The sequence below is a fragment of the Stenotrophomonas sp. AN71 genome (assembly GCF_050435725.1).
Lineage (GTDB): Bacteria > Pseudomonadota > Gammaproteobacteria > Xanthomonadales > Xanthomonadaceae > Stenotrophomonas.
The window spans coordinates 676157-701872 of sequence record NZ_JBNDKU010000001.1 but is presented as its reverse complement, the minus strand read 5'-3'; the positions used below and the strand labels follow the sequence as shown (position 1 = coordinate 701872).

General features: G+C 67.0%; 19 protein-coding genes. 17 read left to right on the top strand and 2 right to left on the bottom strand.

Translation table 11 applies throughout. The annotated features are described in order from the left end of the window. Window positions 1-22: 22 nt before the first annotated feature. The 16 genes from hisG to cueR all read left to right on the top strand — a co-directional run bounded on the left by hisG (window position 23) and on the right by cueR (window position 18527). Entirely contained in the window at window positions 23-934 is a 912-nt protein-coding gene (hisG, locus tag ABH900_RS03015; protein ID WP_429621130.1) for an ATP phosphoribosyltransferase, read from the top strand. Next, window positions 931-2226 (top strand): histidinol dehydrogenase, encoded by a 1296-nt coding sequence (gene hisD, locus ABH900_RS03010; RefSeq protein WP_429621128.1) that lies wholly within the window; start codon window positions 931-933, stop codon window positions 2224-2226. The genes hisG and hisD overlap by 4 nt, the downstream gene beginning before the upstream one ends. Next, window positions 2223-3314: a histidinol-phosphate transaminase gene (gene hisC, locus ABH900_RS03005; protein ID WP_429621126.1), complete on the top strand. Its 1092-nt coding sequence runs from the start codon at window positions 2223-2225 to the stop codon at window positions 3312-3314. The genes hisD and hisC overlap by 4 nt, the downstream gene beginning before the upstream one ends. Then, complete coding sequence (gene hisB, locus ABH900_RS03000) at window positions 3311-4384, top strand: bifunctional histidinol-phosphatase/imidazoleglycerol-phosphate dehydratase HisB (RefSeq protein WP_429621124.1); 1074 nt, start codon at window positions 3311-3313, stop codon at window positions 4382-4384. Before hisC ends, hisB begins: the two co-directional genes overlap by 4 nt. Next, window positions 4381-4983, top strand: a complete 603-nt coding sequence (hisH, locus tag ABH900_RS02995; protein WP_429621122.1) for an imidazole glycerol phosphate synthase subunit HisH — start codon at window positions 4381-4383, stop codon at window positions 4981-4983. The genes hisB and hisH overlap by 4 nt, the downstream gene beginning before the upstream one ends. Further along, window positions 4980-5714: a 1-(5-phosphoribosyl)-5-[(5-phosphoribosylamino)methylideneamino]imidazole-4-carboxamide isomerase gene (hisA, locus tag ABH900_RS02990; protein WP_429621120.1), complete on the top strand. Its 735-nt coding sequence runs from the start codon at window positions 4980-4982 to the stop codon at window positions 5712-5714. Before hisH ends, hisA begins: the two co-directional genes overlap by 4 nt. Further along, on the top strand, window positions 5708-6484 hold the full coding sequence (gene hisF / locus ABH900_RS02985) for an imidazole glycerol phosphate synthase subunit HisF (RefSeq protein WP_429621118.1): 777 nt from the start codon (window positions 5708-5710) through the stop codon (window positions 6482-6484). Before hisA ends, hisF begins: the two co-directional genes overlap by 7 nt. Continuing rightward, window positions 6474-7094: a bifunctional phosphoribosyl-AMP cyclohydrolase/phosphoribosyl-ATP diphosphatase HisIE gene (gene hisIE / locus ABH900_RS02980; RefSeq protein ID WP_429621116.1), complete on the top strand. Its 621-nt coding sequence runs from the start codon at window positions 6474-6476 to the stop codon at window positions 7092-7094. Before hisF ends, hisIE begins: the two co-directional genes overlap by 11 nt. Window positions 7095-7250: 156 nt before the next feature. Further along, window positions 7251-8840: a calcineurin-like phosphoesterase C-terminal domain-containing protein gene (locus ABH900_RS02975; RefSeq protein ID WP_429621115.1), complete on the top strand. Its 1590-nt coding sequence runs from the start codon at window positions 7251-7253 to the stop codon at window positions 8838-8840. Window positions 8841-8887: 47 nt separating this feature from the next. Then, window positions 8888-9172 (top strand): hypothetical protein, encoded by a 285-nt coding sequence (locus ABH900_RS02970; protein ID WP_429621113.1) that lies wholly within the window; start codon window positions 8888-8890, stop codon window positions 9170-9172. Window positions 9173-9256: 84 nt separating this feature from the next. Next, a complete protein-coding gene (locus ABH900_RS02965) occupies window positions 9257-10279 on the top strand; it encodes a glucokinase (protein WP_429621112.1) in 1023 nt (340 codons plus the stop codon). A 51-nt stretch (window positions 10280-10330) separates the two neighbouring features. Next, on the top strand, window positions 10331-11329 hold the full coding sequence (locus ABH900_RS02960; protein WP_429621110.1) for a N(4)-(beta-N-acetylglucosaminyl)-L-asparaginase: 999 nt from the start codon (window positions 10331-10333) through the stop codon (window positions 11327-11329). Beyond that, window positions 11326-12057, top strand: coding sequence for a copper homeostasis protein CutC (locus ABH900_RS02955; protein ID WP_429621108.1), 732 nt, complete (start codon window positions 11326-11328; stop codon window positions 12055-12057). The genes ABH900_RS02960 and ABH900_RS02955 overlap by 4 nt, the downstream gene beginning before the upstream one ends. Before the next feature lie 403 nt (window positions 12058-12460). Further along, the gene (locus ABH900_RS02950) at window positions 12461-15418 is read left to right on the top strand and encodes a TonB-dependent receptor plug domain-containing protein (protein WP_429621106.1); all 2958 of its coding nucleotides are present in this window, start codon (window positions 12461-12463) and stop codon (window positions 15416-15418) included. Window positions 15419-15558: 140 nt separating this feature from the next. Further along, complete coding sequence (locus ABH900_RS02945) at window positions 15559-18060, top strand: heavy metal translocating P-type ATPase (protein ID WP_429621104.1); 2502 nt, start codon at window positions 15559-15561, stop codon at window positions 18058-18060. Between the two features lie 11 nt (window positions 18061-18071). Continuing rightward, window positions 18072-18527, top strand: a complete 456-nt coding sequence (gene cueR, locus ABH900_RS02940) for a Cu(I)-responsive transcriptional regulator (protein ID WP_429621102.1) — start codon at window positions 18072-18074, stop codon at window positions 18525-18527. A gap of 78 nt (window positions 18528-18605) precedes the next feature. Here cueR and ABH900_RS02935 read toward each other — a convergent pair whose 3' ends face one another. Beyond that, on the bottom strand, window positions 18606-18800 hold the full coding sequence (locus ABH900_RS02935; RefSeq protein WP_429621100.1) for a heavy-metal-associated domain-containing protein: 195 nt from the start codon (window positions 18798-18800) through the stop codon (window positions 18606-18608). A gap of 191 nt (window positions 18801-18991) precedes the next feature. Continuing rightward, window positions 18992-22066 (bottom strand): TonB-dependent receptor, encoded by a 3075-nt coding sequence (locus ABH900_RS02930; protein WP_429621098.1) that lies wholly within the window; start codon window positions 22064-22066, stop codon window positions 18992-18994. Window positions 22067-23228: 1162 nt separating this feature from the next. On the opposite strand from ABH900_RS02930, the gene ABH900_RS02925 reads away from it, so the two are divergent. Next, window positions 23229-25694 (top strand): GH92 family glycosyl hydrolase, encoded by a 2466-nt coding sequence (locus ABH900_RS02925; RefSeq protein ID WP_429621096.1) that lies wholly within the window; start codon window positions 23229-23231, stop codon window positions 25692-25694. The last annotated feature ends 22 nt before the right edge of the window (window positions 25695-25716 follow it).

Below are 25716 nucleotides of genomic sequence, written 5' to 3'. Positions count from 1 at the left end.
TCCGAACTTCGAGACTTCCTCCATGAGTGCAACCCAGGCAGCGCCGGCACGAGACCGGCTGCGCATCGCCATCCAGAAGAGTGGCCGGCTGGCCGAGCCCGCCCGCACCCTGCTCAGTGCCTGCGGCCTGAGCTGGCGCGAGAGCCGCGACAAGCTGTTCTGCTACGGCGAGTCGCTGCCGGTGGACCTGCTGCTGGTCCGCGACGACGACATTCCCGGTCTGATCGCCGATGGCGTCTGCGACCTCGGCATCGTTGGCCGCAACGAGCTGGATGAGCAGGCCGCAGCACGTCGTCAGGTCGGCCTGCCCGATGCCTACCAGGCGCTGCGCGGGTTGGGCTTCGGCCAGTGCCGGCTGATGCTGGCCGTGCCCGAGGAGTGGCAATGGCAGGGTCCGGCACAACTGGCCGGCACCCGCATCGCCACCAGCTATCCGGCCATCCTCAAGCAGTGGCTGGCCGAGCAGGGCGTGCAGGCACAGGTGGTGGAGCTGTCTGGTTCGGTGGAGATCGCACCGCGGCTGGGCACGGCCGACCTGATCTGCGACCTGGTATCCAGTGGCGCCACACTGCGCGCCAACCAGTTGAACCCGGTGCACAACCTGCTCGACAGCGAGGCGGTGCTGGCCGGAGCGGTGCGCGTGCCCGACGATGCCCGCGCCGGGCTGCGCAGCATGCTGCTGCGTCGCCTGGACGGCGTGGTGCAGCGCCAGGACCGCAAGCTGCTGATGTTCCGCGCCAGTGAGGACCGCGTCGATGCGTTGGCGCAGCTGCTGGCCGATGCCGAGCCGCTGGTGCGGCTGCCGGCAGACGGTGGCGCGCTGCGCCTGCAGACCATGTGCCCGGGCCCGCTGAGCTGGCAGCGCATGGAGGAACTCGAGCGTGCTGGCGCGCAGGGCCTGATGGTGTTGAGCGTGGAGCGGTCGCTGGCATGAATCGTCTGATCTGGTCGCAACTTGATGAGGCCGCGCGCAACGCGGCATTGACCCGCCCGGTGCAGACCGTGGCGCAGCAGACCCGCGATGCGGTGGCTGCGCTGATCGCACAGGTGTGCGCACAGGGCGACGACGCGTTGCGTGCGATCACCGCGCGCTTCGATGGTGTTGAGCTGTCGTCCTTCGAAGTGTCCGATGCCGAGTTCACGGCCGCCGAAGCGGCCGTGCCGGCAGAACTGCGCCAAGCGATGGTGGAGGCCGCCGAGCGCATCATGCGCTTCCACGCCGCCGGCATGGGCACCGGTTACGCCGTGGAAACGGCGCCTGGTGTGGTCTGCGAACGCATGCTGCGGCCGATCGGCCGGGTCGGACTGTACGTGCCGGCGGGTAGTGCACCGTTGCCGTCCACGGCGCTGATGCTGGGCGTGCCGGCGCGGCTGGCCGGGTGCCCGCAGGTGGTGCTGTGCACGCCGCCGCGCACCGATGGCAGCGCTGATCCGGCAGTGCTGGTGGCCGCGCGCCTGACCGGCGTGCAGCGCGTGTTCAAACTGGGTGGTGCGCAGGCGATCGCCGCGATGGCCTATGGCACCGCCAGTATTCCTGCCTGCGACAAGCTGTTCGGGCCGGGCAACAGTTTCGTCACTGAAGCCAAGCAGCAGGTGGCGCAGAGCGGGGCGGCGGCCATCGACATGCCGGCCGGCCCGTCGGAAGTGCTGGTGATCGCCGATGCCGGCGCCAATCCGGCGTTCGTGGCGGCCGACCTGCTGTCGCAGGCCGAGCACGGCCCGGATTCGCAGGTGCTGCTGCTGACCGATGATGCGGCGATGCTGGCTGCGGTCGAAGCCGAGGTGGAGCACCAGGTCGCGCTGCTGCCGCGGCAGCCGATTGCGCGCCAGGCACTGTCGGCATCGCAGCTGATCCTGGTGGAATCGCTGGCCGATGCCTTTGCGATCAGCAACCGCTATGCGCCCGAGCACTTGATCCTGGCCCTGCGCGAACCCCGTGACTGGCTGGACCAGGTGCAGGTGGCCGGTTCGGTATTTCTCGGCGATTACACCCCTGAGGCATTGGGTGACTATTGCAGCGGTACCAACCACGTGTTGCCGACCGCAGGCGCGGCACGTGCCTACAGCGGCGTCAGTGTGGCCAGCTTCCAGAACCTGATCAGCGTGCAGAGCGCCAGCGCCGCAGGCCTGGCGGCGATCGGTGGCTGCGCGCGCATCATCGCCAGCGCTGAAGGCCTGGATGCACACGAACGTGCGGTGGCACTGCGCATGGAGGTGGCGGCATGAATGCCATCGACGATGTACTGGCCCTGGTGCGCCCGGACCTGCAGGCCTTCGCCGGCTACAGTTCGGCGCGCAGCGCGGCAGTGCAGGGTGAGGTCTGGTTGAATGCCAACGAATCGGCCTGGGCCAATCCGGCTGATGCTGCGGGCAGTAGTCGGCGCTATCCGCAGCCTCAGCCGCTGGCGCTGCGCGAGGGCCTGGCCGCGCTGTACGGCGTGCAGCCGCCGCAGTTGCTGATCGGTCGCGGCAGCGACGAGGCCATCGACCTGCTGGTGCGTGCACTGTGCGTGCCCGGCCGCGATGGCGTGCTGGTCACCTCGCCGGTGTTCGGCATGTATGCCGTCTGCGCACGCCTGCAGGGCGCGCCGCTGATTGATGTGCCGCTGGTGGATGGCGAAGATGGCCTGGACGTCGATCTGGATGCCGTGATCGATGCCGCCAGGGCGCGCAATGCCAAGCTGGTGTTCCTGTGCGCGCCCTCGAATCCTGCCGGCAGCGATATCGCGCTGGATGACATTGAGCGCGTGGCGGTTGCCCTGCGCGGTCAGGCGTTGGTGGTGGTGGACGAAGCGTATGTGGAGTACGCCGGGCGCACCTCGGCGACCACACTGCTGGCTGCCCATGCCAATCTGGCGGTGCTGCGTACCTTGTCCAAGGCGCACGCCTTGGCAGCGGCGCGCATCGGCACATTGATTGCCGCTCCGGAACTGATTGCCGTGCTGCGCCGCTGCCAGGCGCCGTATCCGGTGCCGACCCCGTGTGCCGAACTTGCCGTGCAGGCGTTGCAACCGGCCGCGCTGGCGCGCACGGCTGAACGCGTGGCCACGGTCATCGCCGAGCGCGATCGCTTGCGCGCAGTCCTGCCGGGCCTGCCCGGCGTGCGCCGGGTGTACCGCTCGGCCGGCAACTACCTGCTGGTGCACTTCGCCGATGCCCAGGCCGCATTCGACACGCTGCTGGACGCGGGTGTGGTGGTACGCGACCAACGCGCCGCGCCGCAGCTGAGCGACGCACTGCGCATCAGCATCGGCAGTCCCGAAGAGAATGACCGCGTGCTTGCGGTCCTGTCGGCACGGAGGGCCGCCGCATGACCCCGATCCTGTTCATCGACCGTGACGGCACCCTCATCGAAGAGCCGGCGGACTTCCAGATCGACGCCTACGAGAAGCTGCGCTTCGTGCCGCAGGTTATCCCAGCGCTGTTGAAGCTGCGTGATGCCGGCTACCAGTTCGTCATCGTCAGCAACCAGGACGGCCTCGGCAGCGACAGCTACCCGCGCGCCAGCTTCGATGGCCCCAATGATCTGATGCTGCAGATCTTCGAAAGCCAGGGCATCACCTTCCGTGACGTGCTGATCGACTGCAGCTGGCCGCAGGACAACGCACCCACGCGCAAGCCGGGCATCGGCCTGATGACCGCCTACCTGCAGGACCGCAGCATCGACTGGGCACGCTCGGGCATGGTCGGCGATCGCATCACCGACCTGCAGTTTGCCGACAATCTCAACATCCGCGGCTTCCAGCTGCGCACCGAGCAGTTCGGTGGCGAGTGGGACTGGCCGGGCATCGCCCACGCGCTGGCCGACGCACCGCGCACCGCGGTGGTCCAGCGCAACACGAAAGAGACCAGGATCCGTGTCGAGCTGGATCTGGATCGAGCGGGTGATGCGCACGTCTCCACCGGCCTGCCGTTCTTCGACCACATGCTGGAACAGATCGGCAAGCACGGTGGCTTCGCCCTGGACATCCGGGCCGAGGGCGACCTGCACATCGACGAGCACCACACCATTGAAGACACCGGGCTCGCGCTGGGCCAGGCGCTGCGTGAGGCGCTTGGGGACAAGCGCGGCATCGGTCGCTACGGCTTCACCCTGCCGATGGACGAAACCCTGGCCAGTGCGGCGCTGGATTTCAGTGGCCGCCCGTACTTCGTGTTCGAAGGCGAGTTCAAGCGCGAGCGTGTGGGCGACATGCCAACCGAACTGGTGCCGCACTTCTTCCGTTCACTGTGCGATGCCAGCGGCTTGAACCTCAACCTGCAGGTGCACGGCGATAACGACCACCACAAGGTGGAGGCCTGTTTCAAGGCACTGGCGCGCGCCTTGCGCCCGGCGCTGGCGCGACAGGGCACGGCACTGCCGAGCACCAAGGGGGCGCTGTGAGCGATGTCGCGCTGATCGATGCCGGCGGTGCGAACCTGGGCTCGGTGCGTTATGCGCTGGAGCGCCTGGGCGCGACGGTGCGCCTGGTGCGTGATGCCGATGGCCTGGTCGGCGCGCAGCGGGTGATCCTGCCTGGCGTCGGTGCCGCCGGTCCCGGTATGCAGCGGTTGCATGCGCAGGGCCTGGTCGAGCCGTTGCAACGGCTGGAAGTACCACTGATGGGTATCTGTCTGGGCATGCAGTTGTTGTTCGAGCGCTCCGAAGAAGCCGGCGTGGAGACGCTGGGGCTGATTCCCGGCGTGGTGCGCAAGCTGGTGCCGGCCTGCGGTATCCGGGTGCCGCACATGGGCTGGAACCGGCTGCTGCCGATGCGCCCGTCGTCGCTGCTGCAAGGCGTTGCGGAACGCGCCAGCGCGTACTTCGTGCATAGCTATGCCGCGCCGCTCAACGCCCACACGGTAGCCGCCTGTGACCATGGCGGCCTGTTTACTGCAGTGGTGGAGCAGGGCCGCTACTTTGGCGCCCAGTTCCATCCCGAGCGTTCCGGCGAAACCGGTTCGCTGATGCTGCGCAATTTCCTTGAGGGCACCGCTGCATGAGTTTCATCGTCTACCCCGCACTGGATATCCGTGACGGCCGCGTGGTGCGGCTGCGCCAGGGTGACTACGCGCAGGAGACCGTCTATGGCGACGATCCGCTGCCGCGCGCGCAGGCCTTCGCCGCGCAGGGCGCACGATGGATGCACCTGGTCGACCTGGATGCCGCGCGCGCCGGGGGCTACACGCTGGCACCGCTGCTGGCCGCGATCCACGCGCAGACCCCGCTGCAGGTGCAGACCGGCGGCGGCGTGCGTGGCCGCGATGATGTGGCACGCATTCTCGACGCCGGCGCCGGCCGCGTGGTGGTCGGTTCGCTGGCGGTGCGCCGTCCCGATGAAGTCGTCGGCTGGCTGGAAGAGTTCGGCGCCGAACGCATCACCGTTGCACTTGATGCCCGCCAGGACGCCCTGGGCCAGTGGCAGTTGCCGGTGCATGGCTGGACCGAGAACGCCGGGGTGACCCTGGATGACCTGGCCCAGCGATACGCGCGCGCCGGCATGCGCCACCTGCTGTGTACCGACATCGCCCGCGACGGCATGCTGGCCGGCCCCAACATCGGCCTGTACGAACATCTGTCGGCGTTGTTGCCGGGCGTGGCGGTGCAGGCGTCGGGTGGCATCCGCGATGTGGCCGACGTCGCCGATGCACGCGCTGCGGGCTGCGGTGGCGCGATTCTCGGCAAGGCATTGCTGGAACAGCGCATGGACCTGGCGGAGGCACTGGCATGTTGAGCCGGCGCATCATTCCCTGCCTGGACGTGCGCGATGGCCGCGTGGTCAAGGGCGTGCGCTTCCGCGACCATGTCGACATGGGTGACATCGCCGAGCTGGCACAACGCTACCGTGACCAGGGCGCCGATGAGCTCGTGTTCTATGACATCGGCGCCAGCCCCGAGGCGCGTTCGGTGGACGTGGCGTGGATCGAGCGCATCGCCCGCTTGATCGATATTCCGTTCTGCGTGGCCGGTGGTATCGGCAGCGTGGAAACTGCGCGCCGCGTGTTGTTTGCCGGCGCGGACAAGGTATCGATCAATTCACCGGCGCTGGGGCGTCCAGCGTTGATCAGCGAACTGGCCGAAGCGTTCGGCGTGCAATGCGTGGTGGTCGGCGTCGATTCGGTGCGCGAAGCCGATGGCCAGTGGCGGGTGCGCCGCTTCAGTGGTGACCCGGACAAGACCCAGGCGGTGCCATTGCGCACCCTGGACTGGATCGTCGAGGCGCAGCGGCGGGGTGCCGGTGAGATCGTGTTGAACTGCATGGACAGCGATGGCGTGCGCCGCGGTTACGACATTGCGCAGCTGCAGCAGGCGCGGGCGCTGTGCCAGGTGCCGCTGATCGCTTCCGGCGGTGCCGGTGCCATGGAACACTTCGCCGAGGCCTTCGACCAGGCCGATGTCGATGGTGCACTGGCGGCCAGTGTGTTCCACAGCGGTGCCATCGCCATTCCGGAATTGAAGCGCTACCTGCGCGAGCAGCAGATCGAGGTGCGGGATGTCTATTGAAGTGAGGCCGTCGCTGGACGCGCTGCAGATGCTGGACTGGGGCAAGGGCGAAGGCCTGCTGCCGGCGGTGGTGCAGGATGCCGACACCCTGCAGGTGCTGATGCTGGGCTATGTCAGCGCCGAATCGCTGGCGGCGACGCTGGCGATCGGACACATGACGTTCTTCAGCCGCAGCAAGCAGCGCCTGTGGACCAAGGGCGAACAGTCCGGCAACGTGCTGGTGGTGCAGTCGATCCGTGTCGACTGCGATGCCGACAGCCTGCTGGTGATGGCGCGCCCGGCCGGACCGACCTGCCACACCGGCGCCGAGAGCTGTTTCGATGGCGCGCCGAAGGATTTCATTGGCGGGCTGAACCAGCTGGTGGCGATGCGCGAGGCACAGCGGCCGCCGGGCAGCTACACGACGAGCCTGTTCGAAGGCGGGATCCGCCGCATCGCGCAGAAGGTCGGCGAGGAGGGCGTGGAGACGGCACTGGCGGCGGTGGCTCAGGATGACGAAGCGCTGCTGGGCGAGGCCTCGGACCTGCTGTATCACCTGCTGGTGCTGCTGAGGGCGCGCGGGCTGTCGCTGGACGATGCGCGGGCGGTACTGGAAAGGCGCCATCGCTGAGCTGCGGTAGTGCCGGCCGCTGGCCGGCAAGCCCCAGATGCCGAACGATCATGAGGCTGCCGACCAGCGGCCGGCACAACCAGCAATGCGCCACCGCGTGCGCGATGTCATCAACGGAATCTACAATGGGCGGTCTTTCTTTCCCGGACCGCCCCCATGAAACTGCCTGCCGCCTGGCTGTGCTGCCTGTTGCTGACCTCGCCGGCCTGGGCCGCGGACACCGTGGTCACCGGCAAGGTCTATCTGGAGCGCGATGGCAAGCCAGGCCGTGGTGCGACCGATCCGGGTCTGGCCGGGGTACAGGTGTCCAACGGCGAGACCATCGTCAAGACCGCCGCCGATGGCAGCTACAGCCTGCCGGTACGCGACGGCCAGACCATCTTCGTGATCAAGCCCGATGCCTATGCCTTCCCGAAGGCGGATGATGGTCTGCCCTCGTTCTGGCGCCACTATCGCCCGAGTGGTTCGCCGGCATTGAAGTACGGCGGCATCGCTGCCACCAGCAACGTCACCCGCAACTGGGATTTCGCCCTGCAGGCGGACCGCCACGACAGCCGTCGGGGCTTCCAGATGCTGGTGTTCACCGATTCGCAGACCGCCAGCCTGAAGGACATCGGCTACTACCAGCAGTCGATCGTCGCGCCGCTGGTCGGCCAGACCAAGGCGCGTCTGGGCACCACGCTGGGCGACATCGTCAACGACGATCTGACCCTGTATCCGGCAATCAACAAGGTCACCACCTCGCTGGGCGTGCCGTGGTTCCATGTGCCGGGCAACCACGACCTCGATTTCGATGCGGCCAGTGACGATCATTCGCTGGACAGCTGGCGCAACATCTATGGCCCGGACACCTACGCGGTGGAAGAGGGTGGCGCCAGTTTCGTGTTCCTCGATGACGTGGTCTACGACCCGAAGGCGAAGCCGAAGTACATCGGTGGCCTGCGCCAGGACCAGTTCGCATTCCTCGCCAGCTATCTGAAGGGCCTGCACAAGGACCGCCTGCTGGTGCTGGGCATGCACATCCCGCTCTTCGATGCGGCGCCAGGTCGCGAGACGTTCCGCCACGCCGACCGCCAGCGCCTGTTCGACCTGCTCAAGGACTTCCGCAACGTGCTGGTGCTCAGTGGCCACAGCCACACCCAGCAGCACGTCTACCATGGCAGGGCCGACGGCTGGAACGGCAACAAGCCGCTGCACGAATACAACGTCGGCGCCAACTGCGGTGCGTTCTGGTCGGGTGTGAAGAATGCCGCCGGCGTGCCGGACAGCACGATGAGCGATGGCACGCCCAAGGGCTACGCGCTGCTGGATGTAGCCGGCAATGGCAGCTACAAGCTGCAGTACCGCGTGGCCGGCAAGCCGGCCAGCGAGCAGATCGGCCTGCACGCGCCGAAAGTGCTGCGCCAGGGTGCCTACCCGGCGTGGGGCATCTATGCCAACGTCTACATGGGCGAGGACGCCAGCGTGGTCGAGTACCGCGTTGACGGTGGCGCCTGGCAGGCGATGAAGCAGGTCAGCCAGCCCGATCCGCGCCTGATGGTGGAGAACGTGGCCGACGACCTGGCCGGCACGCTGCGTGGCTACGACCGTTCGCCGGAGGCCACTGCGTCGCCGCATCTGTGGCGGGGCGCGCTGCCGACCGACCTGGCGGTGGGCAGCCACAAGGTTGAAGTGCGTTCGACCCAGCCCGATGGCGCGGTGTTCACCGCCACCACCAGCTACAGTCTGCAGACGGCCCAGCCCTGAGCCTGGCGGTTCAGGCCGGCGGTTTACCATCACGCAAAGGATGCAGCATGGATATCCGTTTCATGGCCGGCACGACGCCGGTGACCCTCAGCCGCCATTGGTTCACCGGCGCGATGCTGCTGCAGAGCGCCACCGAGAAGGTCTGGGTGCAGCATCCGTGGCATCCGGGCACGCATTTCTCGTTCTCGCTGGTACAGTCGTGGCTGCGCCGCATCGGCGGCCACGAAGTGCTGGTCGAGCGCACCCGGCCGCTGCTGTTCGCCGGCTTCCGCCCGCAACGCCTGCGCGTGCTGGTGGATGGTGTGCAGGTGGCCGAACAGGAAGGCATGTAGGCCAACCTGAACCACCGACGCGCTAGGCAAAGCCGCCCCGATGCCTGAGAATCGGGGCGATTCAATCGATCCAAGCAGGCCAGCGTGACCATCGCAGCAGCGTCCCCGGTTTCCTCCGACTCCGCCCGCGGCGGTCTTCCGCGCAGTCTGGTCGTCGCCGACGTCGGCGGCACCTTCGCCCGCCTGGCCCTGGCGGAAACGCACCCCAGCCACGCGCCGCGGCTGGGTAGTTACCGCACCTACGCCTGCGCCGACCACCCCAGCCTGGCTGCGATCCTCGCCGATTTCACCGCGGGCCTCGGCCAGCCGGTGCAGACCGCAGTGGTGGCCATCGCCGGCCTGCTCGATGGCGATGTACTGATCAACGCCAACCTGCCGTGGACGGTGTCACTGTCGAGCACGCGCGCGCAGTCCGGCCTGCAGGAACTGCAGCTGATCAATGATTTCGAAGCGGTGGCGCTGGCCATTCCGTACCTGCAGGCCGATACGCTGGTGCCGTTGAACGGCGAGGCGGATCCGGCGCAGGCGTTCCCGGCGCTGGTGCTCGGCGCCGGTACCGGCCTGGGTGCCGCGCTGCGCTTCGCCGATGGCGAACGCCCGGTACTGCCCAGCGAGATCGGCCATGCCGCACTGGGCGCAGGCAATGCGCTGGAGCTGCAGGTGCTGGGCAAGCTGCTGCAGCGCTGGCCGCACGTGGACAACGAGCGGGTGCTGTCTGGCAGCGGACTGATGAACCTGTACCCGTGCCTGTGCGAGCTGCGTGGCGTTGCGCCGGTGTGGACCAGCACCGAGGCGCTGATCGGCGCCGCCCGCAGTGGCGAGGATGCGCTGGCCGTGGAAACGCTGCAGGTCTTCTGTGCCTGGCTGGGCAGCCTGGCTGGCGACGCGGCGATCGCCGTCGGCGCCCGCTCGGTGTACCTGGCCGGTGGCATTTCCGCGCACGTGCAGGATTTCCTGGCCGATGGCCGCTTCCGTGAGCGCTTCCTCAACAAGGGGGTGCTGACCGAGGTGCTGCGCCAGGTGCCGGTGTGGCGGGTGGAACATGGCCAACTGGGTGTGCTCGGAGCAGCCGTCTGGCATGCCGCGCGGCAGCCCATGCACGACTGATCGCCGCAGCCGGCATCGGGCCGGCCGCGCATTGCAGACGGGGAGAGGAAAATGGTGGATCGCAGGCAGTTCCTGCAGGCCGGTGCACTGGCCGCAGGCATGGCGGCGTTGCCGGGCGTGCAGGCGCGTGTGCAGCGCGGGGCCAAGGTCGTTTCAACCTGGGACTTCGGCGTGCCGGCCAACCAGGCCGCATGGAAAGTCCTCGCGCAGGGGGGCAGTGCGCTGGATGCGGTCGAAGCCGGTGCACGCTGGGCCGAGAGCGAACTGTGCAACCCGACCGTCGGCCATTGCGGCAACCCGGATCGCGATGGCGTGCTGAGCCTGGATGCCAGCATCATGGACGGCGATGGCCGCTGTGGTGCGGTGGCGGCGCTGGTCGACGTCCTGCACCCGGTGTCGGTGGCTCGCAAAGTGATGGAGAACAGCCCGCATGTACTGCTGGTGGGCGAGGGCGCGCAGCAGTTTGCCGTGCAGCAGGGCTTCGAACGGCAGCACCTGCTCACGCCGCAGGCGGAAGCGGCGTGGCGCGAATGGTTGAAGACCGAGAAGTACCAGCCGCAGATCAACGCCGAGCGCCGCGGCATCCCCGGTAACAGTGACAACCACGACACCATCGGCATGTTGGCGCTGGACGCGAAGGGCAATCTGGCCGGCGCCTGTACCACCAGTGGCATGGCGTGGAAGCTGCACGGCCGGGTCGGGGACAGTCCGATCATCGGTGCCGGCCTGTATGTCGACAATGAGGTGGGCGCGGCCACGGCCTCGGGCGTGGGCGAGGAGATGATCCGCAACGCCGCTTCGTTCCTGGTGGTGGAGCTGATGCGCCAGGGCCGCTCGCCCGCGCAGGCCTGCCGCGAGGTGATCGACCGCGTGGTGCGCAAGCGCCCGGAAGCGAGCAAGACGCTGCAGGTGTGCTTCCTGGCCATGAACAAGCAGGGCGAGGTCGGCGCCTACGCGCTGCATCGCGGCTTTGTCTACGCCGTGTGCGATGCGCGGCGCCAGGATGACCTGCGCGATTCGCCGTCGATCTACACGAGCACCCAGGCGTGAGTACGGGGCTCGTCCTGGAGATCGCCAGCAACTCGTTGGCCTCGGCGTTGGCCGCACAGGCCGGCGGCGCCGACCGCATCGAACTGTTCGACAACCTGGCCGAGGGCGGCACCACGCCGTCCTTCGCCAGTATCGCCATTGCCCGTGAACGCCTGTCGATCCCGCTGTTCGTGCTGGTGCGGCCGCGTCCGGGCGACTTCCACTACGACGCGCTTGAAACCGAACTGATGCTGCGCGATATCGCGCAATGCCGGGCACTGGGTTGCGACGGCGTGGTGATCGGCGCGCTGGATGTGCAGGGCGGCATCGACCTGCCGCTGTGCCGTGAACTGGTACAGGCGGCCGGTCCCCTGCAGGTGACCTTCCACCGCGCTTTCGATGCCGCCCGCGATCTGCCGGCGGCGCTGGAGCAGCTGATCGGGCTGGGCTGCCATCGCGTGCTGAGCTCTGGCGGCAAGGCCAGCGCCGAGGCCGGTGCCGATGTGCTGGCGGGGCTGGTCACACAAGCGGCCGGGCGCCTCACGGTGATGGCCGGTGCCGGGCTCGGTCCGGGCAACATCGCCGCCGTCGCGCGCCGGACCGGTTGCAACGAGATGCACGCGTCGGCCAAGGGTATCCGCCGCTCGGCCATGCAGTTCCAGAATCCGGCCCTGCGCGGGCTGGACCCGGACTGGAGCCAGACCGCCACCGCGACCGTGGCCGCGCTGCGCCAGGCGCTGGACGGCTGATCGCAAGGGCGGGGTCGGATCCCTTCGCAGAAGGGCCCCGACCCCAATCACGTGCCATTGGGTCAGAGCCCCTCTGCGAGGAGGTCCAACCCAGGTGCCGCTCTCTCCGCGGACAAAGCCGTTCCGCGCGTGATTGTCGCGATCGTGTCATGCATTCCTGCGTCGCGCTCTCAGCGATAGTCCACAACCCATTGATTTTTATCGATACCGGTGGCCAATAGCGGCACGCCGACGCGCAATGCTGCGTTGCCGCATGCCGGACGTGGTTCAGCTGTGCTTTAGTTTGGATCGATCCACAGGGGAGGGTGCTGCATCGGTCCTGGACCGATCCAGGCGCCCGGATCAGCCGTAGTGCCGCGCCACCGCCTATCCGTGCGTCCACACTTCCGAAGAGCAACCACCCATGGCTCAGCCCGTCCGCAAGCGTCGTCACCTGCTGTCCCAGGCCCTGGTCCTGGCCCTGTTGCCCCTGGCCGCCAGCGCGCAGGAGGCGGCCACGTCGTCCACCCAGGACCTCGACGCGGTGACCGTCACCGGTTCGCGCATCAAGCGCGCCAGCGTCGAAGGGCCGGCGCCGGTGAATGTGATCACGGCTGCGCAGATCCAGAAGGAAGGCTTCGTCAGCGTGTACGACGCGCTGAAGACTCTCACCGAGGCCACCGGCACGGTTGAAGCCGCGTCGCAGTGGGGCTCGCATACACCCAATGCCAGCGGCCTGAACCTGCGCGGGATGGGCCCGAACCGCTCGCTGCTGCTGGTCAACGGCCGACGCGTGGCCGACTACCCGCTGCCCTATGGTGGCGAGACCAACTTCTCCAACTACGGCAACATTCCGGCGGCGGCGGTGGAGCGCATCGAAGTGCTGACCGGCGGCGCCTCGGCCATCTATGGCTCGGATGCGATCGCCGGCGTGGTCAATGTCATCCTGAAGACGAACTACGACGGCGACGAAGTGCGCGTACGGGGAGGCACCTCCACCGAAGGTGGGCGCGACACCTGGGATCTGTCCTGGGCCGGGGGCAGGACCGGTGACAACTGGAGCGTGACCTACGCGCTGCAGTACACCAAGCGTGATCCGTTGTTCGGCCGCGACCGCCCGCAGATGGACGACGCCGACGACGCGCCGTACGCATCCTGGAACATGGAACAACGCAAGGTCGGCTTCCGTCCCACCGCCGGCCTGGCGCTGATCGATCCGAGCAACGGCCGGCGCCTGGCGCCGCCGCCCGGCACTTGCGAGAAGTTCAATGGCGAGTACTACACCGCCGATCGACTGGTCTACAACTACGCGGCCAACACCATCACCAATACCGGTCGCCTGTGCGGGATGAGCGCCGACTATGCCAACTGGCTGCTTACCGGCGGTGCCGAGAATGTGTCCGGCAACCTGTACGCCACCTTCGATTTCAACAACGACCTGCAGGCCTGGACCAACCTGGCCGTGTACCGTTCCGAAGCGATCTGGGGCACCAATCCACCCAGCGTCTCGCTGATCGACGATGCCAATGGCTACTACTGGGATGCCAACCGCAACCGCCCGATCCTGGGCGTGCGCCAGTTCACCCCGAACGAGGTTGGTGGCCTAGATACGCTGCGCAACACCAACCGCGAGCTGTCCTGGGACTGGAGCGCCGGCCTGCGTGGACGCCTGGCCGACCGCTTCGACTGGAGCGCGACGGTAGGGCGTTCCTACTACCGCGTGGAAGAACGGCAGAACGTGGTCGACAAGCAGAAGTCGTACGACTACTTCCTCGGCCCGCGGCTGGGCACTACGGCCGATGGCGAGGCGATCCATGCACTGAACGAAGCGCGCTGGTGGAATCCGCTGACGCCGGACCAGTACTGGCAGATGGGGACCGTTGCGAAGAACCGCGCAACGTCCTGGGTCAACCAGGCCTCGGCGGACATCACTGGCGAGTTGTTCCAGGGCTGGGCCGGCCCGATCTCGTTCGCGGCGGTGGCTGAGGTGGCGCAGCAGGGTTACCACCTCAGCCCCGATCCGCGCGCCGGCATCGACTTCGACCTGCAGAACGTCGATCGCGGTGGTGGCGAGCGCACGCGCTACTCGGCGGGCGTTGAACTCAAGATTCCGCTGCTGGACAGCGTAATCGCCACGGCGGCGGCGCGTTACGACCGTTACGGCAACTACAAGGCCGATGACAGCAGCGAAGCGCTGAACATCGGCAGCCAGAAGGAAACCACCTGGAACGTGGGACTGGAATGGCGGCCGGTGGAATCGCTGCTGGTGCGTGGCTCGTACGCCACCAGTTTCCACGCACCGGACATGCACTACCTGCTGGGCCAGCCAAGCAGCTCCGAAGTGCAGACCTATGACCGCCTGCACTGCATCCAGAGCGGCGCCTATCTGGTCAACAACTGTGGCGTGGGCAATACCGATGTCTGGTACACCTTCGACGTGAACCGACGCGGCACGCCGCTGCTGCGTTCGGAGACCGGAGATTCCTGGACCGTCGGCTTCGTCTGGGACGTGCTGCCGAATCTGTCGGTCAGCGCGGACTACTGGGCGATCAAGCTGGAAGACATGATCGTCGACGTGGGCTCCGACGAAGTGCTGGCCAGCGAGGCCGGCTGCCTGACCGGAAAGAACATGGACGGCACGCCGTGGGCCAACCCTGCCGGTGCCGACTATTGCGCCGGTATCCTTGCCCGCGTGAACCGGGACAGCAACGGTCGCCTGGTATCGATCGAGCGCGGCCCGTTCAACCTGGCCAGCCGCGAGGTACGCGGCATCGACCTGACTGCACGCTACCGGTTGGAGACCGCTCAATGGGGCAGTTTCCAGCTGGGCGTGAACTACACCAACCAGCTCTCGACCAAGGAACAGCGCTACGCCGCTGATCCCAACCCGCAGCGCCGCGACCGCGACCTGCGCAGCAAGCTGCGCGCCAGCCTGGCCTGGCAACGCGGCAACTGGAACGCCAATGTCTATGCCGACCGTATCGGCTCGGTGCCGGGCGTGCGCTATCACTGGGGAACCGATCGCCTGGACAACCCCGGCGGCTGCCTGCCGTTCGCCGATGGCTACGTGCCCAGTGACAGCCCGTCGCTGAACTGCCTGGAACCGGCCCGGTTGCCGGATGGTTCGGTCAACCCGAACCCGAACGCCGGGCAGCAGACCTCGCGCTACTTCGGCCGGGTCGGACCGTTCATCACCTGGAATTTCAACGTGGGCTACCAGGTGACCGAGCACGCCAAGGTCAACGTATACGTCAACAATGTTTTCAACTCCGCCAGCTGGAACCACAAGGACCCGTACAAGCTGGACTACGACTTCGCCCCGACCCGCCTGCTCGGCGCGGTGGGCCGCGAGTTCGCATTGGAATACGTGTTCACCTTCTGAGGGGAACGGCGGGGGCGCCGCGCCTGGATCGGCCGGGCATGCCCCGGTGCTACCGGGCGGACGGGGGCGGCTGGATTTGACCTTCCCACGATGGCAAGGTTTAGCCTGTCCGCATCCAGAAGGAATCCGGGAATCCGATCATGAGCACGTCGCGCGCCACTGCCGTCCCCACCAGTCCCTCCATCATCAGCCTGCCCATCGAGGGCATGACCTGCGCCAGCTGCGTCGGTCGCGTTGAAGCGGCGCTGTCCAAGGTCGAAGGGGTGGGTAGCGTCTCGGTGAACCTGGCCACGGAGCGTGCAGACATCCGTCCGTCCGGGCCGGTTGATCGCGCTGCATTGATCCAGGCGGTGGAGCGGGTGGGCTATGACGTGCCGGCTGCCACGGTCGATCTGGCGGTGGAAGGCATGACCTGTGCCTCCTGCGTCGGCCGTGTCGAGCGCGCGCTGCAGGCCGTGCCGGGTGTCAGCCAGGCCAGCGTCAACCTGGCCACCGAACGCGCAACCGTGCGTGGAGTGGCGGACGTGGCAGCGCTGGTCGCCGCCATCGACAAGGCCGGCTACGACGCGCGCGTGATCGAGGCCGGCGTGCAGTCCGATGACGAGGCCTCCGAAAAGAAGGATGCCGAGCGTGCCGCGCTCAAGCGTGACCTGATCCTGGCGAGCGGGCTGGCATTGCCGGTGTTCGTGCTGGAGATGGGGTCGCACCTGATTCCCGGCATGCACCACTGGGTGATGTCGACGATCGGCATACAGGCCAGCTGGTACCTGCAGTTCGTGCTGACGGCCCTGGTACTGGCCATTCCCGGCCGCCGCTTCTACCAGAAGGGTGTTCCGGCGCTGCTGCGTCTCGCGCCGGACATGAACTCGCTGGTGGCGGTCGGTACCGCTGCGGCCTTCGGTTACTCGGTGGTGGCGACGTTCCTGCCGAAGCTGTTGCCGGCGGGCACGGTGAACGTCTACTACGAAGCCGCGGCGGTGATCGTCGCGCTGATCCTGCTCGGCCGCTTCCTGGAGGCGCGTGCCAAGGGCCGCACGTCCGAGGCGATCAAGCGCCTGGTCAACCTGCAGGCCAAGGTCGCCCATGTGATCCGCGATGGCCGCACCATCGATGTTCCGGTCAACGAAGTGATGAGCGGCGATGTGGTGGAAGTGCGCCCGGGCGAGCGGGTGCCGGTCGACGGCGAGGTGGTCGAAGGCCGCAGCTACATCGACGAGTCGATGATCAGCGGTGAGCCGGTGCCGGTCGAGAAGCAGACGGGCAGCAGTGTGGTCGGCGGCACGGTCAACCAGAAGGGCGCATTGAGCGTACGTGCCACCGCCGTCGGCGCGCAGACCATGCTGGCGCAGATCATCCGCATGGTCGAACAGGCGCAGGGCTCGAAGCTGCCGATCCAGGCGGTGGTCGACAAGGTCACCCTGTGGTTCGTGCCAGCGGTGATGCTGGCGGCACTGGCAACCTTCGTGGTCTGGTTGATCTTCGGTCCGTCGCCAGCGCTGAGCTTTGCGCTGGTCAATGCGGTGGCGGTGCTGATCATTGCCTGCCCGTGCGCGATGGGACTGGCCACGCCAACCTCGATCATGGTCGGCACCGGTCGCGGCGCTGAAATGGGCGTGCTGTTCCGCAAGGGCGAGGCGCTGCAGCTGCTGAAGGATGCGCAGGTGGTGGCGGTGGACAAGACCGGCACGCTGACCGAAGGCCGCCCGCGCCTGACCGATCTGGAGATCGCCGCAGGCTTTGATCGCAGCACGGTGCTGGCGGCGGTGGCCGCGGTGGAGTCGCGCTCGGAGCACCCCATCGCCCGCGCGATTGTCGATGCCGCCACGGAACAGGGCATCGCGTTGCCGGCAATGGTCGATTTCGAATCGGTCACCGGCATGGGTGTGCGTGCCCGTGTCGATGGCGCGCGGGTGGAGGTGGGCGCGGACCGCTTCATGCGCGATCTCGGCGTGGACATCACTGCGTTCGCGGCACTGGCTGCCACGCTGGGCACCCAGGGCAAGTCGCCGCTGTATGCTGCCGTTGAGGGTCGCCTGGCGGCGATCATCGCCGTGTCCGATCCGATCAAGGCGAGCACGCCGGCTGCCATCGCGGCATTGCACCAGCTGGGCCTGAAGGTGGCGATGATCACCGGAGACAACGCCGGTACCGCACAAGCGATCGCGCGGCAGCTGGGTATCGATGAGGTGGTGGCCGAAGTGTTGCCGGAAGGCAAGGTCGAGGCGGTGCGCCGCTTGAAGGCCACGCATGGCCACGTCGCCTTCGTTGGTGACGGCATCAACGATGCGCCGGCGCTCGCCGAGGCCGATGTCGGCCTGGCCATCGGTACCGGCACCGATATCGCGGTGGAGTCGGCCGATGTGGTGCTGATGTCGGGCAACCTGCAGGGCGTGCCGAACGCGATCGCGCTGTCCAAGGCCACGCTGGGCAACATCCGGCAGAACCTGTTCTGGGCCTTCGCCTACAACACTGCGTTGATTCCGGTGGCAGCCGGTGTGTTGTACCCGGTCTGGGGCGTGCTGCTGTCGCCGGTGTTCGCGGCCGGTGCGATGGCGCTGTCCAGCGTGTTCGTGCTGGGCAACGCGCTGCGCCTGCGCCGCTTCCAGCCACCGATGGCGGATGCTCCCGCCGCGAGCCATTGAAGGAGATCCGCATGAACATCGGTGAAGCCGCCAAGGCCTCCAGCGTGTCGGCGAAGATGATCCGCTACTACGAACAGATCGGCCTGATTCCCGCGGCCGATCGCACCGAATCGGGCTACCGGTCGTATTCGCAGGCGGACATCCATCGCCTGCGCTTCATCCGCCGCGCGCGCGACCTCGGCTTCCAGGTGGCCGAGATCACTGACCTGCTCGGGTTGTGGAACGACACCTCTCGTCACAGCGCTGACGTCAAGCACCTGGCCGAACAGCACATCGTCGACCTGGAGCAGCGCATCGAAGGCATGCGGCAGATGGCCGACACGCTGAAGTCGCTGATCAGCTGCTGCGCCGGCGACGAGCGCCCGGAATGCCCGATCCTGCAGCGGCTGGGCGAGGATGAGGACACGCCGGCACCGGCTGGGGCCACAAAGACCGGCGCGGTGCGTCGGCGCGCGCACAGGCACTGAGCCCAGGCCGCATGCATGAAAAAGCCCGCCCTGTGCCATTGCACGGGGCGGGCTTCGTCGCGGGTGCGGGGCAGGGTGTCAGGCGGTACGCGGCGGGAAGCCGGCATCGTTCACCGCAGCGAAGACGTCCTCCTGCGATGCGGTGGTCTGCACTTTGACCAGGCCGGTCGGCGGGTCGGCGACCACGCTGGCGTTCGGATCGACCTGCTGGATGGCACGGGTCACGCTGCGTGCGCAGCCGCCGCAGGTCATGCCTTCGACATGGAATTCCATCTGTAGCTCCTTCGATGCTCTTGGGGTGCAGCCAGTGTGCACCTTCCAACGATGGCAGGGTCAAGCGCAGGAATGAACGTCGACCGAGGCGCCAACGAAAACGGCAGCCACCTGTACCAGCGTGGCTGCCGTGGAGGAACGTCCCCGCCGGAGCGGGGCGCGAGGTGCGCCGGGTCATGCCCGGCGCCGCCTCAGAACTTCCAGTTCACGCCGAAGTACAGCTGGCGACCGGCGTACAGGTTGGACAGCAGGCGGGCCTGGCTGTCGTTGCCGATGTAGCTGCGCAGCTCGGACTTGGTGGCGTTCAGCACGGCAGCGGTCACCGTCCAGTCCGGCGTGAGGTTGTAGGCCACGTTCAGATCCAGCTGGCTGTACGGCTTGGTGTAGGTGGTCATGCCATTGTTCAGGCCGCCGACCACTTCACCACGACGGTTGTACGAGGCGCGCGCCAGGAACTTGTCGTTCTCGTAGAACACGGTCAGGTTGGCCTGGTTCTTGGCGCTGCCAACCAACGGTGAGGAGCCGATTTCCTCGCCGTCCAGCACGATCGAGGCCAGGTTGGTGTCGTTGTAGGTGTAGTTGGCCTGCACGCCCAGACCGAAGTCGAACGTGTACTGGCCATACAGTTCCACGCCCTGCGAAACACCATCGCGGCCGTTGGCCTGGGTCTCGTACTTCTGCACGGTGACCGACTGCCCGCCGACGTTCATCTGCTGGTCGCGCACCACCGGCACGGTGAAGTTGTCCACGTTCTTGCGGAACAGCGAAACACCGGCGACCGCGCCCGGCTTGAAGTACCACTCCAGGCCCAGGTCGAACTGGACCGCCTTGAACGGTTCCAGCGCCTTGTTGCTGCCCGAGCCGTACCAGCCGGGCGTGTCGGTGCCGCCGGTGACACGGCGATCATTGGCGTATTCCTCGCTGATGTAACGCAGGCCGCCGGGGTAGGCAATGCTGGTGTAGCTCGGGCGCGCGACCACCTTCGATGCCGCGCCGCGCAGCACCAGGTTGTCGGTGATGTCCCAGGCGATGTTGAAGCTGGGCAGCACGTCGGTATAGGTCTTCTCCAGCGACGACAGCGCATACACCTTGTCGCGCACCTGGGCGTCGGGCAGGCGGACGAAGCCACCCTGGCAGCGCAGGTTCGGATCGGCCGCCGGATCATCGCAGCTCATCGGCGCACCGCTGGCGTTGTCGACGAAGTAGTCGTTGAAGCGTTCGACCGAATCACTGGACTGGGCAAACTGCTGGGTGCGCACCACGCGCACGCCGATGTTGCCGCGCACGCGCTCGGTACGGAAGTTGGCCTGGAAGTAACCGGAGTAGATCTTTTCGTTGACGTCGTAGACGAAGTCTTCCTCGGTACGGTTGTGCGAGCCGCCGTAGGTCTTGTTCAGGTAATCGATGTAGGCCGGGTAGTTGATGCCCGGGAACACGTTGGCATTGAACGCACCGGTGATGTTGCTGATCGGGTTGGACAGGAAGAAGCCCGGCTGCGCATTGCCTGCGGTCGGATCGCAACCGGCCTGGTAGCGGTTGTTGTCATAGTCGGACGGGTCCAGGCCCGGGCACACCCAGTAGGTGTTGCCGGTGTTGCGATGGACCTTGCCATCACGGTACTTGGCGCCGAACTGGATCGAGTCCAGCCAGCCTGCCTCGAACAGCTTGGTGACGTCGGCCTGGAAGTAGTTCTGCTTGACTTCGGTCTGCATCCACGACGAGTCGGTCGAGCCGGTATCGACTTCCGCGATGCCGGCCATCAGCTGCTGCTGCAGGTCGGGCGAGAACTGCACCGACGGCGTGCCGGTCAGGTCCCACGCGGTGTACTGGTTGCCCGACTGCCATTGGTTGCCGACCTTGCGGCGCGGTTTGGCCGACATGCGGAAATTCATCGACGGGCCACCCTTGGACCAGGTGCGGCCTCCGGTGAACGATGCCTTCCACAACGGGTTGATATCCCAGTCCACGGTCAGGTCGGCCGTCTGCGAGAGCGCCTTTTCCTTGCTGTAGCCACCGGTGAGCTGCGGGGTGGGGATGGTGCAGTCATCCGGGCCCCAGCCACCGGGCTTCATGCCGGCCGCCGCCGCTTCATCCTCGCTGCAGTAGTAGGTCTTTCCGGCCAGCTTCTGGTATTGCGCGCCGGTGACGATGCTGCCGCTCGGGTCGAAGTCGAGGCCATTGAGCAGGCGGCCGCCGGCCCAGTTGCCGTCCTGGTTGTAGCGGGCCAGGTTCCACTCCGGCACCTTCAGCATGTTCTGGGTGTAATCACCCTGCAACTCGAATCGGAAGTAGTTGGCCGTCAACGTGAGGTTGTCGATCGGCTTGAACTGGAAGGTCAACTGCCCGCCCTTGCGCTCGCGTTTCTCTTCCTTCACGGCAAAGTTCACCGAGGTCGGCATGAAGAATTCGCTGTAGTTCTTGCCGGTCTGGTTGTTGAAGCCGGACTGGCCCCACCAGTAGTGGATGCCGTCCTGTCCCAGCAGATTGCCGTTGGCGTCGCGGGCGGTGGTGTTGTTGCCGTACCACTGGTAGTCCTCGGTGCTGGCTTCCATGGTGCGGGTGGTGCGCTTCTGCTGGGTCACGCCGACCAGCACGCCGAAGCGCTCATCCTTGCTGTGCCAGGAATACAGCGCCGATACCTGCGGATCGACATCATGGCTGGTGTCGGAGGTGGTGCCTTCCAGGTTCACGTAGCCCGAGTTGGCTTCCATGTCGAGCGGACGGCGGGTATGCAGGATGACCGTGCCGCCGATGCCGCCTTCGTCGATGCGTGCTTCCGGCGATTTGAACAGCTCGGCGCTGGACAGCATGTTCGACGGCAGCAGGGTGTAGTTGAAGGAACGCGTGGCTTCGTTGTTCGTCTCCGAGGAGGCGACGAAGTTGCCGTTCAACTGGGTCAGGGTCAGGTCCGGGGCGAGGCCGCGCACACTGACACTCTTGCCTTCACCACCGCTGCGGGTGATGACCACGCCCGGCACGCGCTGCAGCGCGTCGGCGACGTTCTTGTCGGGGAACTTGCCGACATCTTCGGCGGTGATCACTTCGACCACGGCGTTGGCGTCGCGCTTCTGTTCCAGGCTTTTCTCGATGGCGTAGCGGTAGCCGGTGACCTGGACGCTGTCCAGGTTGGTGGCCTCCTGCGCGCCGGTGGAGGCAGCCTGCTGTGCGGCGGCGCCTGTTGGCAGGACGGCGGCGGCCAGCGCCAGCGCGATGGCCAGCGACAACGCGTCCTGGCCGTGCGTGCGTGTTGAATGCTTCATTCCCATCTCTCCCTCTCTCCTGGATTGATCCGGTGACGTGGCACGGACAACTTGAATCGATCTAATTTGAAGTGACTTTGCCGCTATCGCCATGCAGTGGCAGAGGCACCGTGCGCGAGGCCTGGTACGTCCTGTTGCTGCTCCCCCAACTCCCGGCCATCGCAGCGTCGTCTTGGATCGATCTAAGCGATGGGCGGCCGATTTTTAGCATGGGTCGCCCGTGGGCGCATGCTGCTCCGCAATATGGTACTGGCGTGGCAATGGGGTGACGGTTTGCTGAAAACAGTGGAAACGTTTTCTTGCGCGGGGAGGGCGGGGCGGCAGGGCTGCGCCCTGCACCTGCGGGTAGTGCCGGCCGCTGGCCGGCAACAGCCAAAGCCAAAGCCAAAGCCAAAGCGGCTCTGGGTTGTTCCATGGTTTGGCGGGGCGGTGTCGGATTGCGGGGACGCCGCAAGTACGTCCCTGTAGGCTTGGCCGCGGCATCCATGCCGCGGACACCCCGCAATCCGACACCGCCCCGCCTTCGACAGTCTCCCGGTGACGTTTGGATGGGGCCTGGGGACGGCAGGGGGTAACGGCCTGGTGGTAACGGCCTTGGGGTCAGATCCGTTTTCCGTAGGAAAACGGATCTGACCCCGATTGATTTCGTTATCTGTCAGAGATTCATCCACGCATGGCGTGGATCTACCGCAGGTCGCGGGGAACTGTCGAAGGCGGGGTGGGTCCGGTTGCGGGGGCGTGAGCCGCATGGGCCCGAGGCATGCCTCGGGCGGGTTGGGCAGGACGCCCAACCCCGGCCTTGCCGTGTGCGCAGGAAAGCGCACACGAGCAAGCGGCGACCGAGCCTACATGGACGTATTTACGGCGCCCCCCGCAACCGGACCCACCCCGACTCCCCACAGAAAACCTGCTGTGGCTGTTGCTTTGGCCGTTGCCTCGGCAAGTAGCAGGTGCAGGGCGCAGCCCTGCCGAATATCCCCCTGATGCTGCGCCGCAGAATGCAATCGGCTGAAGCTGCATGCTCTACTTGAATCGATCTAAATTCACGGTCCGATGGGTCGGGTGTCATTCCAGGGGGAGCCTTCTGCCGGTTGCGGCCGGGCTCATCGGAACGGTGCCGGAAGGCCCGGATCGTCTGCCTCTGCATCATCGACTACAGGAACCCGACATGCGTCCAGTGCCGTCCGCTCCCGCCGTCCCCTTGTCCTCGCGCCCGCTGATGCGCCTGGCCTGCCTGCTCGCGCTGTCGGCCATGCCGATGCTGCTGCAGGCGGCACCGGCCGCGCTGGAGCGCGAGGTCAACACCTTCATCGGCAGCAAGGACGACGGCAATACCTTCCCCGGTGCGTCGGCGCCGTTCGGACTGATCCAGGTCAGCCCGATCGGCAGCCACTACTCGGGCTGGCGCTACGACGACGAGAAGATCCGCGGCTTCGGCCACTCCTTCATCTCCGGCGCCGGCTGCTGGGAACAGGGAGGCCAGGTGTCGGTGCTGCCGGTCACCGGGTCGATCGGTCCGGGCGGCGACTTCGATACCGCCAACCCCAAGCAGTTCGACCACAAGGCCTATGCGTCGTCGTACACCCATGACGGCGAGATCGGCCAGGCCGGCTATTACAAGGTGCGGCTGACCAGCTACGGCGGCATCGACGCCGAGGCGACCGCGCGCACCCGTGCCGCAGCCGAGCGCTACACCTTCAGCCAGCGCAGCGGCGACGGCCATGTGCTGGTCAATGTCGGCCAGGCCAACGAGCGCCACTCGGTGATCGGCAGCGTGGTCGACGTGGTCGGTGACCGCGTGGTGGAGGGCAAGCTGGTCACCAAGAGCTTCTGTGGCGGACACCAGTACACCACCTGGTTCCGCATCGAGTTCGACCGCCCGTTCAAGGCGCATGGCACCTGGGGTGAGGGCGGCGGCCTGCCGGGTGCGCGCCACAGCATGGAAGGCGAGCAGAAGCCGAATGGCGCCTGGCTCAGCTTCGATCTGGCCAAGGGCCAGTCGGTGACGGCGGTCAGCGCGATCTCACACGTGGATGCCGAAGGGGCACGTACCAACCTGCGCGCGGAAGGAATGCAGGGTGGGGCGCTGCTCGGTTTCGACCGCATGCGCGTGCTGTCCCAGCAGTCCTGGCGCGAGCAGCTGGGCCGGGTGCGTGTGCAGGGCGGCAACGCCGACGATCGCACCGTGTTCTACAGCGCGGTTTACCACGCGCTGCTGCAGCCGATGACCGGCAACGACGCCGATGGTCGCTACCGTGGCTACGACGACGGCATCCATCGCGCCGATGGCTGGACCTACTACGAGTATTTCTCGCTGTGGGATACCTACCGCGCGCAGAACCAGTGGCTGGCGCTGACCCGCCCGGACGTGGCGCGCGATATCGGCCGCACCCTGCTGGCGATCGACGAGCAGGGCGGCTGGCTGCCACGCTGGGGCTATGCCAACTTCGAGACCAACATCATGACCGGCGATCCGGTCACCCCGTTCATGGTTGACCTGTGGCGCTTCGGTGCGCTCAAGGGCCGTGAATCACAAGCCTGGGACGCGCTGCGCCGCAATGCCTTCGGCACGCCGCCGCTGAACTCGCGCATGGCCGGCCGGTCCGGCAACCCGACCTATCTGGAGAAGGGCTACGTGGTCTACGACCGCGCGTTCCCATCGAAGGGCATGGACGTCGATCCGCACCACGGCGGTTCGGCGACGCTGGAGTACGCGTTGGCCGACTGCGCGCTCTCGCAGATGGCCGATGGCCTTGGCCATGCGCAGGATGCGGCGACGCTGCGTGAGCGCGGCCGCAACTGGCGCAAGGTGTGGGACCCGCAGGTGCGCGATGCCGAGACCGGCTTCAGCGGTTTCCCGCGCCCGCGCACCGAGGACGGCCAGTGGTACACCCCGGCCGATGGCCACTACAGCCCGCGCTCGCACCACGGCTTCCATGAGGGCACCGCGTGGCAGTACCAGTGGCTGGCACAGCAGGACGTGCCGGGCCTGGTCGAAGCGATGGATGGCCGCGAACAGGCGGGCCGTCGCCTCGATGCGTTCTTCGCGATGGACGCGTTGCAGGCCGATCCGCTCAACGCCGCGCGCCGCGAGTGGGTGGTGGGCCCGTACAGCTACTACAACCAGTTCCGCTACAACCCCAACAACGAGCCGGACCTGCACTCGCCATGGCTGTACACGCTGATCGGCCAGCCGTGGAAGACCGCCGCCGTGGTACGTGCCGCGCAGCAGCTGTTCACCAATGCTCCCAACGGCGTGACCGGCAACGATGACCTCGGCACGATGTCGGCCTGGTATCTGTTCAGTGCCATCGGCGTGTATCCGGCGGTGCCGGGCAGCGGCCAGTTCCTGCTGCATACCCCGCGCTTCAGCAAGGTGGAGGTGGACCTGGGCAACGGCCGTACCCTGCGCATCGACGCGCCGGGTGCCGATGGCCGCCGCCTGCAGTACGTGCAGGGCGTGCAGGTCGATGGTCAGGCGCATGCACCGGTGTGGCTGGACTGGAACCGCCTGCAGCAGGGTCCGCGCCTGCACTTCGCGCTTGACGCGAAGGCGCCGGAGCAGGGCTGGGGCACGGCGGTGAAGGACCTGCCGGTGTCCTGGTGCGCGGCGCCAGGCAGCCAGTTGCACTGAGCCGGAGTGTGCCGTTCGCGGT